Annotated in this window: 11 protein-coding genes; all 11 read right to left on the reverse strand. The window is 64.0% G+C overall.

Translation table 11 applies throughout. The annotated features are described in order from the left end of the window. Positions 1-10: 10 nt before the first annotated feature. Positions 11-526, reverse strand: coding sequence for a ribosome maturation factor RimM (gene rimM, locus CAQU_RS07760; RefSeq protein WP_075726666.1), 516 nt, complete (start codon positions 524-526; stop codon positions 11-13). Between the two features lie 134 nt (positions 527-660). Then, the gene (locus CAQU_RS07765; protein WP_075726668.1) at positions 661-1,281 is read right to left on the reverse strand and encodes an MBL fold metallo-hydrolase; all 621 of its coding nucleotides are present in this window, start codon (positions 1,279-1,281) and stop codon (positions 661-663) included. A 6-nt stretch (positions 1,282-1,287) separates the two neighbouring features. After that, positions 1,288-2,385 (reverse strand): S-(hydroxymethyl)mycothiol dehydrogenase, encoded by a 1,098-nt coding sequence (locus tag CAQU_RS07770; protein ID WP_075726670.1) that lies wholly within the window; start codon positions 2,383-2,385, stop codon positions 1,288-1,290. Positions 2,386-2,510: 125 nt separating this feature from the next. Continuing rightward, a complete protein-coding gene (locus tag CAQU_RS07775; RefSeq protein ID WP_075726672.1) occupies positions 2,511-2,918 on the reverse strand; it encodes a cupin domain-containing protein in 408 nt (135 codons plus the stop codon). A gap of 24 nt (positions 2,919-2,942) precedes the next feature. After that, positions 2,943-3,728, reverse strand: a complete 786-nt coding sequence (locus CAQU_RS07780) for a class I SAM-dependent methyltransferase (RefSeq protein ID WP_075726674.1) — start codon at positions 3,726-3,728, stop codon at positions 2,943-2,945. A 181-nt stretch (positions 3,729-3,909) separates the two neighbouring features. Further along, entirely contained in the window at positions 3,910-4,419 is a 510-nt protein-coding gene (gene rpsP / locus CAQU_RS07785) for a 30S ribosomal protein S16 (RefSeq protein WP_075726676.1), read from the reverse strand. 187 nt (positions 4,420-4,606) lie between these two features. Further along, the gene (locus CAQU_RS07790; RefSeq protein ID WP_075726678.1) at positions 4,607-8,092 is read right to left on the reverse strand and encodes a hypothetical protein; all 3,486 of its coding nucleotides are present in this window, start codon (positions 8,090-8,092) and stop codon (positions 4,607-4,609) included. A 326-nt stretch (positions 8,093-8,418) separates the two neighbouring features. Beyond that, positions 8,419-10,068, reverse strand: coding sequence for a signal recognition particle protein (ffh, locus tag CAQU_RS07795; protein WP_075726680.1), 1,650 nt, complete (start codon positions 10,066-10,068; stop codon positions 8,419-8,421). 246 nt (positions 10,069-10,314) lie between these two features. Next, a complete protein-coding gene (locus CAQU_RS07800; RefSeq protein ID WP_245797230.1) occupies positions 10,315-12,465 on the reverse strand; it encodes a [protein-PII] uridylyltransferase in 2,151 nt (716 codons plus the stop codon). A gap of 63 nt (positions 12,466-12,528) precedes the next feature. Further along, positions 12,529-12,867 carry a P-II family nitrogen regulator gene (locus tag CAQU_RS07805; protein WP_075726681.1) on the reverse strand — a complete coding sequence of 113 codons (339 nt, stop codon included), beginning with the start codon at positions 12,865-12,867 and terminating at the stop codon, positions 12,529-12,531. A 123-nt stretch (positions 12,868-12,990) separates the two neighbouring features. Next, the gene (locus tag CAQU_RS07810; protein ID WP_075728560.1) at positions 12,991-14,370 is read right to left on the reverse strand and encodes an ammonium transporter; all 1,380 of its coding nucleotides are present in this window, start codon (positions 14,368-14,370) and stop codon (positions 12,991-12,993) included. Positions 14,371-14,463: the final 93 nt, after the last annotated feature.

Genomic DNA, 14,463 nt, shown 5'->3' on the forward strand with positions numbered 1-14,463 from the left:
TGAGGTGGGTTTAGAGTTCCAGCAGACCGTCGGGCGGGGTGATGGTGAGTTGGCCTGCATCGAGGTCGACGTCGGGCACGATGGCGTGGACGAAGGGGATCATCGCTTCTTTGCCGCTGTTGAGGGTGACGGTGAGCAGGGTTCCTGCGGGGCCGTGGGTGATCTCTGTGACGGTGCCGATGTCAGCGCCGTTGTGGATGACGTGGAGGCCTTCGAGTTCGTGGTCGTAAAAGCCGTCGTCGTCTTCGTCGTCTTCGAGTGGGGGTGCGAAAAATTGGGTTCCGCGTAGGGATTCGGCGGCGTTGCGGTCGCTGATTTCCTTGAAGGTGATCAGGAGGCGACCTTGGTGGGCGCGGGCCTTGGCGATGGTGAGTTGGTGTTGTTTTCCGGCTTGTTTTCCGGTGAGCACTTCCCCAATCGCGAAGCGGATGTCTGGTTCGTCGGTGGTGATGTCTACCGCTACTTCGCCGCGGATGCCGTGGGCTTTGACGACTCGGCCAATGAGGAGTTCAACGTCGCTTGTCATGGTTGTGTACTCTACCGGCTTTGGGGGCAAGGCTGGGTATTGCTGGTGTTGGGCTGTTGTGGTGTGGGTGGTGGCATGAAAGCGGCCGGGCTGTGGGGGTTGGTGCCCGCTTAGCCCGGCCGGTGTGGCGGTGGTTAGTATCCGCGCTGGATGTATTCGTCGAGGCGTGCGGCTTCGGCGCCGACGGTGGTGTTGTCGCCGTGTCCGGGCAGCACGGTGGTATCGGCGTCGAGGGTGAACACGCGGGTGCGCAAGGATTCGATGATGGTGTCGAAGTCCGAGTATTTGCGTCCGGTGGCTCCAGGGCCGCCGTTGAAGAGGGTGTCTCCGGAGATGAGGGTGTTTTCGCTGGGGATGTGGAAGACGACGCAGCCGGGGCTGTGTCCGGGGGTGTGGATGGTGATGATGGGTTGCCCGTCGAGTTCGAAGTGGCGTCCGTCGTTGAGGGGCAGGTAGGTGGCGTCCCCGTTGGATTCTTTCCACAGCATGTCGTCGTCGGGGTGGAGGTAGGCGGGGGCGCCGTAGTGACCGACGATTTCGGGGACGAGGTCGCAGTGGTCGTTGTGGGCGTGGGTGAGCAGCACGGCGAGGACTTTGCGGTCGCCGACGGCGTCGATGATGGCTTGCTTGTCGTGGGCGGGGTCGACGATGTAGACGCCTTCTTTTCCGCTGAGGAGGTAGACGTTGTTGTCGACGTCCCATTCGCCGCCGTCGAGGCGGAATGTTCCGGATGTTTCGAGGTGTTCGATATTCATTGTGGTTTAGACCTCCACTACGCTGCGTAGAACTTTGCCGGTTTTCATGGTGTCGAAGGCTTGCTCGACTTCGGTTAGGTTGATGCGTTCGGTGACGAATTTACCGAGTGGGAAGCGTCCTTGGTTAGCCAGGTCGACGTACATGGGGAAGTCTCGTTCGGGCAGGCAATCGCCGTACCAGGAGGATTTGAGGGATCCGCCGCGGCCGAAGAAGTCGATGGCGGGGATGTCGAGGCGAGCGTCGGGGCCAGGAACTCCGACGAGGACCATGCGTCCGGCGAGGTCGCGGGAGTAGAAGGCTTGGCGGGTGGTGGCGGGGATTCCTACGGCGTCGATGGTGACGTCGGGGCCGTGGGTGTTGGTTAGTTCGCGAATGGCGGCGATGACGTCGTCGTCGCTGAGGTTGCGGGAGTTGATCGTGTGGGTGGCGCCGAATTCGGCTGTGGCGGTGTGGAGCTTGTCGTCGTCGATGTCGATGGCGATGATGGTGGATGCTCCTGCCAGGTGCGCCCCGGCGACCGCTGCCATGCCGACGCCTCCGCAGCCGAAAATGGCTACGGATTCGCCACGTTGGATTTCTGCGGTGTTGACGGCTGCACCGAGTCCGGCCATGATGCCGCAGCCTAAAAGGCCTGCGGCGGCGGGGTCGGCGTTGGGGTCAACTTTGGTGCATTGTCCTTCGTGGACGAGGGTTTTTTCGGCGAAGGCTCCGATTCCCAGGGCGGGGGTGAGTTCCGTGCCATCCTCCAGGGTCATCTTTTTGGAGGCGTTGTGGGTGTTGAAGCAGTATTTCGGGGTGCCTTTTTTACAGGCGCGGCATTGCCCACAAACGGCGCGCCAGTTCAGCACGACGAAGTCTCCTTCGGCGACGTGGGTGACGTTGCGGCCGATGGTTTCTACGATGCCGGCTGCTTCGTGGCCGAGCAGGAAGGGGTAGGCGTCTTCGATGTCGCCGTCGCGGTAGGCGAGGTCGGTGTGGCAGACTCCGCAGGCTTGGATGCGTACGATGACGTCGTTGGGGCCGGGGTCGGGGATGATGATGGGGACGTTTTCTACGGGTGCGCCCTTGGTGCGGGCGATGACTCCTGTGACTTTTTGGCTCATGGGGCACCAGCGTACCGACTTTTTCATTTCTTTTTCAGTAACGGAAAAAGGTGCAGATTGGCACCCGGTGGTCCGCACACATGCTTGGGTTCAGCCGGTACGGGCGGGTTGGGTGAGTCAGATTGCTAGTGCTCGCTATCGGGGGTGTGCATGATGAGCCACAGGATTGCGCCGGGCGCGTCGGCGGGAACTTCGACGCTGTGTGGAATGTAGGCGTCGAGATGCATCATGGCGCCGCCTTCGAGCAGCACCGGTTGCTGGCCTTCGACGGTGAAGATCAGCTGGCCTTTTGGGCAACTGACGGTGATGGGGTGTGCTGCTTGGTGGGTGGTGAGTTGTTGTCCGGGGGTAAAGGTAAACAGGATGTGGTTGGCACGGGGGCCGGTGTGGATGCGTGCGACCGCCGGGCGGGTTCCTTCGCGCGGTGGGGGCGCTTGGCTAATGAGGTCTGCTGTAAAAACCTGTGTTTCGGGGGTGGGGGCGCCGAAGGTGTCGGGGGTGTTGGTCGGCAGGGGGTTGCGGTGGGGGCTCATGGGTGTCCTGATGGTGTGCTGGGTTTATTTGACGTAGATGGCACCGATCGCGCCGAGATGTTCCCGGTGCCGACGAAATGCTGCGCGCATCGCTAGTACTTGGCTGCGGGCCGCTGGTTTGGTTACTAAGTTTTTGGCGATGGTGACTACCCCCAGCCCCTCGTCGGCAATCAGGCGTCGAGGCTCGAGCAGTGCCATGTCTGTTTGGTAGTGGTCACGCATGGTCAGCCCGGCGTCTGCCGCGAGGGTGGACCATTCGTGGACGGTCAAGGGGCGGGCGTTGACGTGTATAGCACGGGCAAGGTCGTGGCGGATGTGTGTTTTGTATTCTTCCGCCAGGGTGTTGGGGGTGAGCAGCAGTTCGTGGGACACGAGGATGCCGCCGGGGGTGAGGATGCGGGCCGCTTCGCGCAAAATGTCGCGTTTGAGCTTGTCGGTGTGCATGCTGAGCATGGCTTCGCCGACGACGATGTCGCAGCTGTCATCAGGTAGGCCGGTCGCGTCGGCGTGGCCGACGCGGACTTCTCCCCTGCCAGCTAGACGGGTGGCGGCGTGGGCTGCGGCGTCGGCATCGCGGTCAATACCGATGTAGCTTTTGGGGAGCCGGGAGAGGATGTCTTGGGCTGTCACGCCCAGGCCGGGGGCGAATTCGACGACGTTTTTGCCGGCGATGTCGGCGTGGTCAAGCAGCCAGGTGGTGGTTTCTTTGCCGCCGGGGCGCAAGACTTTTTTGCCTAGCTGGGCTAGCAGCCAGTGGCCTGGGGTGTGGGCGGGTGCGCGACCGGATCCGGGAAGTTGGTTCGGTGACATGTGGGGCGGCCTTTCACTGAGCGGTTGTTAGCACACACTAACCTAAAGATGACTTAAATATACCTCTTTTGTGGCGCCCGCAGATACCACCCACATAACAAAAGCATCCCCTCCACTGTTGACGTGGAGGGGATGCGGTACACGCGGCGCGCTTGATGGCGCAGCGGGTGAAAAGTGAGTTTTACTCAGACTCGGCCGGAGCCTCAGCCTCAGCCTCAGCGGACTCCTCGGAAGCAGCTTCCTCGGCAGCCTTAGCAGCCTCAGCCTCTGCCTCTTCAGCAGCCTTCTTCTCGGCCTCAGCCTTAGCCTTGCGCTTCTTCTCGGTGATAGCCTCGGCGGTCGGGCCGTTGTTAGCCTCGGCCAGAGCCTCGTTGAACAGCTCCAGCTTGGACTTCTTCGGCTCTGCAACCTTCAGGGTGCCCTCGGCGCCCGGCAGACCCTTGAACTTCTGCCAGTCACCGGTGACCTTCAGCAGGGCCAGAACCGGCTCGGTCGGCTGAGCACCGACGGACAGCCAGTACTGAGCGCGCTCGGAGTCGATCTGGATGATGGAGGGGTCGTTCTTCGGCTGGTAGATGCCGAGGTTCTCGATGACCTTGCCGGAACGGCGGGTGCGAGCGTCAGCGACGACGACGCGGTACTCGGGGGTGCGAATCTTACCGAGACGCTGCAGCTTGATCTTGACGGCCATGGTGTGGCTCCTTCTTGGTCACTGGGCAGTTCAGGCGCCCGGGGCGTATCCCCGGGCCGGTTCAGCCCTTGGTGTTTAACCTGCGGGTGACCACCGGCCGACCGTGGTCGGTGTCGGTGTTCCACAGGAATGCTTACGTGATGCCAGAAATGGCAACCCGAAGAACTTTAGCACAGGTGTGTTTGAGTTACCGCATCGGCAGACCGGGCAGGCCCATGGTGCCACCGAGGTGGAACAGCCCCAGCACCGCACCCAGCACGGCAAGCAGCACGCCGATCACGGCGAATCCACTGGATCCCATGCTGGAAGAATCCGAAGATCCCTGCTCATTGCGCTGCTGCTCGTGTTTCTTACTGTCCTCGGTGAGCTTGGCGATGGTCTTGTTCGCTTCGGCAAGCTGCTGTGCCAGCGCCGCTTTTTCGCCCTCGAGGGCTGCGAGGTTCTTTTCGGCTGCGGCTTGCTTCTCCTGTGCGTGGCGCACCTGTTCGCGGGCAGCGGCTGCTTCCTGGGAGTTGGTGCCAGCGCGCTTTTCGGCTGCCTGAGCCCGGCGGGTGGCCTCTGCGGTGGCGCGCTGTGCGTCTTCCTTGGCTCGCACAGCCTCTGCCAGGGCGACCTGGTGTGCCTTCTGCTGGTTTTTGACGGTGGTGGCGACCCTACGCTCGGCGTCGGACAGCGCCTTGCGTGCGGCTGCTGCCTGCTGGCTCGCTGCCTTGGCCTGCTCGCGAGCCTGGCGGGCAGCCGCGGAGTCCTTGCCGGATTGCGCTTCGGCTACCTCGGCGCGCTTGGTGGCGGCTGCTGCGGCCTTTTGAGCGGCCTCAGCGCGGGTCCGCGCATCCTGGGCGGCCTCGCGGGCGGCTGCGATTTCTTCAGCAGCCTCCGCTTTGACTCGGGCTACCGTTGCAGCGGCGGCAGCTGCGGCCTTGCGGTGGGCGTCTTCGGCACGCTTGAGCTGTTCGCGAGCTGCGACAGCCTGGGCATCGCTTGCGCCTCGAGCAGCCTCAACCTCAGCCACCCGCTTCTGCGCAGCAGCAAGGTCCTTGGCGGCTGCTGCGGCCTTGGCGTTGGCCTTCTCGGCGTCTGCCACTGCCTTCTTGCGGGCAGCCTCAGCAACATCAGCACGCTGATGAGCCGCCTCAGCAGCACGCTGAGCAGCCTCCGCACGCCCCTTCGCAGCACCCGCAGCCTGATTAGCCGCAGCCACCTGACGAGCAGCCTTTTCCTCCAACTGCTTCACCTTCGCAGCAGCCTCAGCCGCAGCCTCACGCTGCGCAGCCTGCGCCCGCTGCAACTGCTCACGCGCAGCAACCGCCTCAGCATCACTTACCCCACGAGCAGCCTCAACCTCAGCCACCCGCTTCTGCGCAGCAGCAAGATCCTTCGCCGCAGCCTCAGCCTGAGCATTAGCCTTCTCAGCAGCATCTTGCGCAGCATCCCGCTCCCGCTCAGCCTGCTCACGCGCAGCCTCAGCAACATCAGCACGCTGGTTAGCAGCCTCAGCAGCACGCTGAGCAGCCTCCGCACGCCCCTTCGCAGCACCCGCAGCCTGATTAGCCGCAGCCACCTGACGAGCAGTCTTTTCCTCCAACTGCTTCACCTTCGCAGCAGCCTCAGCCGCAGCCTCACGCTGCGCAGCCTGCGCCCGCTGCAACTGCTCACGCGCAGCAACCGCCTCAGCATCACTTACCCCACGAGCAGCCTCAACCTCAGCCACCCGCTTCTGCGCAGCAGCAAGATCCTTCGCCGCAGCCTCAGCCTGAGCATTAGCCTTCTCAGCAGCATCTTGCGCAGCATCCCGCTCCCGCTCAGCCTGCTCACGCGCAGCCTCAGCAACATCAGCACGCTGGTTAGCAGCCTCAGCAGCACGCTGGGCTTGCTCGAGTTGCTCCTTGGCTTCATCCAGGGTGGTGACGGTGTCACTCAGCTTTTCTTCTGCAGCGCTGGCTTTACGCTCAGCGGCCTCGGCTTTGCGATTCGCGGTTTCGGCTTCCTGCTGTGCGTCGGCGGCTTCCTGCTGCGCACGGGTCATCTCCTCGCGCGCGGTAGCGGCAGCCTGCTGCGCGCTCGCAGCGGTCTGCTCTGCTTCTTGCTGGGCAGCCTTGGCTGCCTCGGCCTGCTCGCGCGCCTGCTCAGCTTCCTTGCGCGCTTGGGCTGCGGCGCGCTCGGCTTGTTCACGGGCGGCGGTAGCAACACCAGTGTCGCGCTGTGCTTGTTCGGCTGCCTGCTGCGCCTCGGCGGCTTTGCGCTCGGCAGCGGCTGCTGCGTTTTGGGCATCCTCAGCTGCGCGCTGGGCGTCAGCAGCTTCCTGGCGTGCGGTCTCGGCGCGCTGTTCAGCTTCCTGCTGGGCGCGCTTGGCGACTTCGGCCTGCTCGCGCGCTTCGGCGGCTTCCTGACGCGCCTCGCCTGCGGCGCGGTTGGCCTCGTCGCGCTCGGCGCGTGCCTGCTCGGCCTCCTGCTGTGCTAGACGTGCCTGCTTATTACTTTCGGCGTTGACCTTGTCGGCTTCCCGCTGGGTTTGCTCGGCGGCTTCTCGTGCAGCCTGCAATTCTTCGGCGTGCTGACGCTTAGCTTCGTCCAATTGGGCATTGACGTCCTCAAGGCGGGTGGTGGCGTCGTCGAGCTTGCCTTCTACTTCACTGCGCGCCTGCTCAGCTTCGCTCGCCTTTTGTTCAGCGGCTGCAGCTTTACGCTCAGCAGCTTGGGCTTCCTGCTTGGCGGCTTCGGCCTCCTGCTTCGCGCGTGCGACGTCCTCCCGCGCGGCTGAAGCGTCCTGCTGCGCGTCCGCTGCGCGCTGCTCGGCGTCGCGCTGGGCTTGCTTGGCGGCATCGGCCTGCTCACGCGCCTGGGTGGCTTCCTGGCGTGCCTGGGCTGCGGCACGGTTGGCTTCATCGCGCTCGGCGCGCGCCTGCTCGGCCTCGCGCTGTGCGGCGGCGGCGGCGTTTTGTGCGGTGGCCAATTCTTCGGCGCGCTGTTGCTCGGCGGTGCGCTTTTCAACCATGTCGGCCACGCAGTTGGTGAAGGGCACGCTGCCGTAGGCTTCCTCCATGGCGCGGGCAGCTTCGATGAAGCCGTTGGTGCTTCCTGCCACATCAGCGGTGAACTCGTTGAGCGCCTCGGAGTAGTCATCGTTGCGGAAGGGCGCGTAGAAATCCGGCTCGATCATGTTCAGATCGTTGGCTTTTTCACCAGCCTGTGCCTCGGTGAAGCTACCGGAGGTGTTTTCCGGGCGCAGCACCGGCGCGATGGCCTGCTCTGCATGCTCGACGAGGGATTCCGGGTGGGTGACGACGGTGATGTCATCGATCAGGTAGCCCAGGGATTCATACAGGGGGAACAGCTCGAAGGCAGCTTCCTCGAGCGCTTCCTCGTCTTCGGGGGAGCGCTGGGGCTGGGCGTTGATGTAGTCGATCAGCGCTAGTGCTTCCGCGGCGTCCTCATCACGGCTGACCATCTGTCGCAGACCGCTGACGATGTTATCGGCTGCCTGCTTGACCGCTGCCCGGTAGGCGGCCAGCGCCTGGCGGTCAGCTGCAGTTTCCACCATGGTGCACATCGGAGCATCCGCACGGGAGGTGTCGATGGGGTGGGACAAGGCCTGGGCGGGGACGACCGCTTGGCTGGAGAGGGCAACAGCAAGCGGCAGGGCGAGCGCGATGTGACGCGAACGGGGTGTCATGTCCGATCCTTTGGGATTCGTGGCTAAGCAGCTGTGCAAAGCCTGGCAATTCTCACTAACGCCGCAATAATAAAGGGCTAAAAACTATTTTGAGAATTCGAAAAAAGGTTTTATTTTCACTTCGCTAAAATCCCACCCTAAACACAATGAAACCCTTTTCATAAGCCCCTCCCCCACCGCCATAACCTGCACATTTTAAGCTTTTTAGCAAAAGTGATACCCCAGGGGAAACCACTATCTTGATGACATAAAAAAGGTTTGCACACAATAAAACATCGCCCCCGCAGCACGCAGGGGCGATGTTTCAACCAAATGGCTCGATCAGCCTATTTTTTCGGGGCGCCGGGGCCACCGAAGGCACCGGGATCGAATCCCGGGGGCAACTTCGGCATGCCAGGAAGCTTGCCCAGCTTGCCCAACCCCGGCATTCCCCCACCGGATCCCATCTGTTCTTGCAGCTTGGCAATTTCCTCCATGCTGGGCATGCCGGCACCACCCATGCCGGGCATTCCCGGCATTCCCGGCATCCCCTGCGGCATGCGCGGCTGGGTGGGCCCCTTCTTGGCGGGTTTGCGCTTGCCGTTTTTACCCTTGCGTCCCTTGGGCTTTTTCTTCGTGGCGCTGCGGGAACCACCCATCCCGAACTGGCCGGCCATCTGCCCCATCATCTTCTTGGCTTCGAAGAAGCGCTCCACCAGCTGGTTAACGTCGGACACCTTCACGCCGGAGCCTTCGGCGATGCGCTTGCGGCGGGAGGCGTTGAGGATCTTCGGGTTCGCGCGCTCTTCAGGGGTCATACCGCGAATAATGGCCTGGATGCGGTCGAGCTGTTTCTCATCGACCATGTCCGCCATCTGGTTCATCTGCTTGCCACCCGGCAGCATCTTCAGCAGGTTGCCGATGGGGCCCATGCGACGCACCATGAGCATCTGGTTGAGGAAGTCCTCCAGGGTCAACTCCCCGGACACCAGCTTGTTGGCGGTCGTCATCGCGTCTTCTTGATCAATGACGCTTTCGGCCTGCTCAATCAGGCTCAGCACGTCACCCATGCCCAGGATGCGGCTGGCCATGCGCTCCGGGTGGAACACATCGAAGTCTTCGAGCTTTTCGCCGGTGGAGGCAAACAGAATCGGCTTGCCGGTGACTTCACGGATCGACAGGGCGGCACCACCACGGGCATCGCCATCGAGCTTGGTGAGGACGACACCAGTGAAATCCACACCGTCGCGGAAGGCCTCGGCGGTGGACACGGCGTCCTGACCGATCATCGCGTCGATGACGAACAGCACTTCGTCCGGGTTGACGGCGTCGCGGATGTTGCGGGCCTGGGTCATCAACTCCTCGTCGATACCCAAACGACCCGCGGTGTCGACGATGACGATGTCGTGGTTGGTGCGCTGTGCTTCCTCGATACCGGCCTGGGCGACCGCCACCGGGTCACCGTGGCTGGTGCCCATCTCATGGTCGAGGGTGTCCAGCGCGGTGCCCGGGTCCGGGGCGAAGCAGTCCACCCCGGCGCGCTCGGCGACGATCTGCAGCTGCTGCACCGCGCCTGGGCGCTGCAGGTCGCAGGCCACCAGCATGGGGGCGTGGCCTTTTTTGGCTAGGTGTTTGGCGAGCTTGCCGGCCAGGGTGGTTTTACCAGCGCCTTGGAGGCCGGCGAGCATGATGACGGTGGGTGGGTTTTTCGCCAGGGTGATGCGGCGGGTTTCGCCGCCGAGGATCTCGATGAGTTCCTCGTTGACGATTTTGATGACCTGCTGGGCGGGGTTTAGCGCGGTGGAGACGTCGGCACCGTTGGCGCGTTCTTTGATGCGTTTGATGAAGGCGCGGACGACGGGGAGGGAGACGTCGGCGTCTAGCAGCGCGAGGCGGATTTCGCGGGCGGTGGCGTTGATGTCAGCTTCGGTGAGCTTGCCTTTGCCTTTGAGTCCGGTGAGGGCGCTTGTTAGGCGGTCTGACAAGGATTCGAACACGGTGGTTTTTCTCCCCTTCGATGTGGTGTGTGGGACGCGGCGAAACCGTTGGTGTCGTCACGGGCGCGCGGTGCAGCGGGGCTGGCACCGCAGGGTTTGTCTTCCCGGTGCGGTGGGGTGCGCGCGCCACAAGTTATTTTTTCGCTTGTGCCATCTTAGCGGCCGTGGGGCGCAGCGTGGGCAGTTAGCCCCACGGTACCCGGTGTTGGATTGGGTGTGTGTCCGGCTGCTTGTGGGGTGGTGGGGCTAGTTGCTTAGGCGCGCCATGTCTCGTTCCACCTGTGCGCGCTGGAATCCGCCGGCCAGGTGGGCGGTGGCGATCATGGTGGCGCCGGTGGTGGTCATCGATAGCCAGTTGAAGTCGGGTAGCAGTCCGATGACGGCACCGAGGAGGGCTTTTTGGTCGACGGCTCTGACTTCGATGGTGTTGCCGTGCCATACGGTGTTGACGGGTACGGGGGTGGTGGGGGGCAGCATGGAAAAGACCCCGGATTTGTAGGCCTGGATGAATTCGGCTTCGTCGAGGGTTCCGACGGCTCCGCGGACTTCGAATTCGGCCATGCAGGCCTTGGTGGTGCCGTCCGGTTCGTGGTGGTTGACCATGCGGGCTGCACTGATGGTGAGTCCTTTGGCGGCGATGAGTGCGAGCACGCGGACGGATTCTCGGGGGTAGTCGCCGGCCCAGTGGATGTTGTAGCCGCCGTCGATGCGGCTAAGGCCGAGGTCGTTGGGGGCGACGACGTAGGGGCGGGCGGGTGGCAGGTGGGTCATGTGCCTGCGGGCGTTGGCGCACAGGGTGAATACGTGGCGGGCGAGCCGGTGGGTCCACACGGTGGGCCCGGTGGCTTGGGCGTCGGCTTCGGCGAGTACTTCTAATAGGTCCAGGATGAGCGGGTTGTAGTGCACTGCGTCGAGGACTTGGTCGATGGCGTCTTGGTCGTTGGGGTCAATGGTTGCTGCCATGCGGGCCAGGAGGGTGTGTTCGGCGACGAGGGTTTGCACGATCATGATGTCGCGGGGGTTGAGCCCCATGCGGGCTGCCATGCGGGCGACTTGTTCGGCGCCGACTTGTTCGTGGGGGCGGTCGTAGCCTTTGCCGATGTCGTGGTAGAGGGCGGCGAGGAGTAGTAGGTCGGGGCGGGCGACGCCGACGGTGTTGTGGCCGAGCCGGGCGAGTGTGTCGAGGGTGTGGTGGTCGACGGTGTGGATGTGGCTGGGTTCGCGGGGCATGAGTCCGCGGATGTGGTCCCATTCGTTCACGATGGGTGCCCAGAGTCCGGCGTCGTCGAGGGTGCGTACGACGTGGTGGGTGTAGGCGGGGGAGGCCAGGGTTGCGATGAAGTCGCTGACGGCGGCTTTGGGCCATTGTGGTGGCAGTGGGGGCACGCTGCGCAGTTGGGACAGTGCTGTGGGTGAGATGGGCAGGCCGGTGCGGGCGGAGGCGGCGGCGACTCGCAGCACGAGTCCGGGGTCGCTCAAGTTGGGGGTGCGGGAAAGCCCGATGGTGCCGCCGATTTCGACGACATCGGTGTCTAGGGGGCGGCGTTGGGTGTGGCGTTGGGGGCTGGTGCGCCGCAGGATGGCGCGGGCTTGTCCGAGCGCATTGGTTAGTGCCTGGTCGATGGTGCGGGCGGCCAGGGCAAGGGCGCGGGAGAGGGCGTAGCGGTCGGGGTAGTCCAGGGCGAGGGCGACGTCGATGGCGTATTCGGGATCCAGGATGTCGCGGCGGCGCCGGATGGATTCGTGGAGCAGGGTGCGCGAGTCCAGCAGTAGCCGGTGTTCGGTGTCTAGGGGCGGGATGTCGCACACTTGCCCGAGGGCTAGTGCCCTGATCAGGGCCAGGTCTCTGAGTCCCCCGCGGCCGTTTTTTATATCTGGGCGGGTCATGGCTACCACGGATCCGGAGCGCCGCCAGCGGGCGATTGCGGAGTCGAGTACTTCGTCGAAGGTGCGCGGCAGGATCGTCCGCCAGTGTTTGAGGATGCTGGCGCGGGCGTGTTCGACGAGTTCGTGGGATCCCGCCATGTGGGTGAGCTCCAGCAAGGCTAGGGCGGCTGTGGTGTCCTCGTCCATCACCTGTAGGCATTGGGCGGTGGTGCGTACGGAGTGGTCGACTTTGACCTTGGCGTCCCACAGTGGGTACAGGATTTCGTCGACGGCGGCGGAAATGTCTGCGTCCGGGGCGGAGTCTGGGATGAGGATGACCAGGTCGATATCGGAGTAGTTGGTCATTTCCGCCCGGCCACAGGAACCGGTGACTGCCAGCGCCCACCCGTCTGGGATCTGCAGTTGTTGCAGCAGCCTGGCGGTGGCGTGTTGGCGCTGGGCGCGCAGGTGCGCGGCGTATTCCGCGCCGGATGGGGGAAAACCGGTCTCGGGTGGGGGCAGGGATGCCACGGGTGCGCCGTTTCTTGTGCGGGAAGGATTCTCTGAAGGGGGTCGGGCTGGCCGGGGTGGGGGTTAGATGGCTTGGACGCCACGTTCGCCGGTGCGGACGCGCACGATGTCTTCGACGGGGGTGACCCAGAGTTTGCCGTCGCCGATTTTGCCGGTGCTTGCGGATTCCACGATGGCGTCGATGACGTCTTCGACGTCTTCGTCGTCGACGACGATTTCGAGTTTGACTTTCGGGACGAAGTCGACGGCGTATTCGGCGCCGCGGTAGACCTCGGTGTGGCCTTTTTGTTGGCCAAAACCTTGGGATTCGGTGACGGTCATGCCGTTGATGCCGAGCTGTTCGAGTGCTTCCTGGACTTCTGCCAGGGTAAATGGCTTGATGACTGCGGTGATGAGCTTCACGAAAAACCTTCTTTTGTCCTAGTGCGCGGCGCCGGCGCGGGGCACGGTCTCACGGGGCGAAAGGGGCGGGTTGGCTGGTGGGTGCCCCGGGTGTGCTGTGTGCAAGTCTAGCTAACTGACGGGTCAGCGGCGGGAGTCTCGGGAGTGGATGTGTCCGCCGAACACGGCGGCGTGGGTGTCGTAGGCGGATTCGCCGTGGATGGAGGTATCGATGCCGCCGCGTTCTTCCTCTGGGTCGATGCGCCAGCCGACGGTGCGGGCGATGATGAGTCCGAGCACCCCGGTCACGAGTGCAGACAAGGCCATGGCTGCCAGGGCCACCAGGGTTTGGATGGCTACCAGCTTGGTGCCGGCGGCGATTCCGCCGCCGGTGAAAAGTCCCCTATCGGTGGCGACGAAGCCAACGGCGATGGTGCCCCACAGGGCACCGACCAGGTGCACGCCGACAACGTCGAGGGAGTCGTCGAAGCGGTAGCGGAATTTGAGGGTGACCGCGAGCGCGGCCAGCATGCCGCCGGTCAAGCCGAGAACCAGTGCCCATCCGGGGCGTACGTCGCCGGCGGCGGGGGTGATGGTGACCAGTCCGGCGATGATGCCGGAGGCGGCACCCAGGCTGGTGGCGTGGCCGTCGCGGATTTTTTCCACGATCAACCAGCCGCAGAGGCCGGCTGCTGCGGCCGCGGTGGTGTTGAGCCAGGCCAGCCCCGCCAGGCCTAGATCACCCAGGGCGGAGCCGGCGTTGAAGCCGAGCCAACCGAACCACAATAGCGCCGCCCCGAGCATCACCATGGGCAGGTTGTGGGGGCGGTGGGTGGCTGGGGGGAAGCCGCGCCGGCGGCCGACGATGATGGCCAAAACGAGTGCCGCAGTGCCGGCGGAGATGTGCACCACGGTGCCGCCGGCGAAGTCGATGGGGGCGATTGCGGCCTCCCCGTGGCTGGTACGGCCGAACAGCAGGGCGGATAGGGAGTCGTGGGACTCCGACAATAGGCCTGCGCCCCAGACCTGGTGTGCCAGCGGGTAGTAGCACAAAGATACCCACACGGCGGCGAACATCATCCACGCATCGAACTTCACGCGTTCTGCCAGCGCGCCGCTGATCAGCGCCACGGAGATCACCGCGAAGGTGAGCTGAAAGCACACGTCGATGATCTCCGGGTAGCCGTTGGCACCCCCGGCCGGGGTGTTCGCGAGGTGGCTGATGACCTGGTTGAGCATGAGGTTGTCGGCGGGGTTGGCCACCAGCCCGCCGAGCATGCTGGGCCCATAGGAGGCGGCGTAGCCGTAGGCGATGTAGGTGATGGTGACGATGCCTAGGGAGCTAAAGCTCATCATCATCATGTTCAGCACCGACTTTTGGCGGCTCATGCCGCCATAGAACAGGGCCAGTGCCGGGGTCATCAGCAGCACCAGGCAGGCGCTGATGAGCACCCAGGTGGCGGCACCGGTGTCGGTGGTGGCCGTGGGGGCAGCGGTGATGATGGGGGCGGTGTCCCAGTCCATGGGGTGGGCCATAGTGGTGTCCTCCTGTGGCGGCCGGGGTATGGGATGCGGATGTGGGTGGGTGGCAGGTGCTGCCAGCACCCACCCAATATC

Origin of the sequence: Corynebacterium aquilae DSM 44791 (assembly GCF_001941445.1) — a bacterium.
Classification (GTDB): Bacteria; Actinomycetota; Actinomycetes; order Mycobacteriales; family Mycobacteriaceae; genus Corynebacterium; species Corynebacterium aquilae.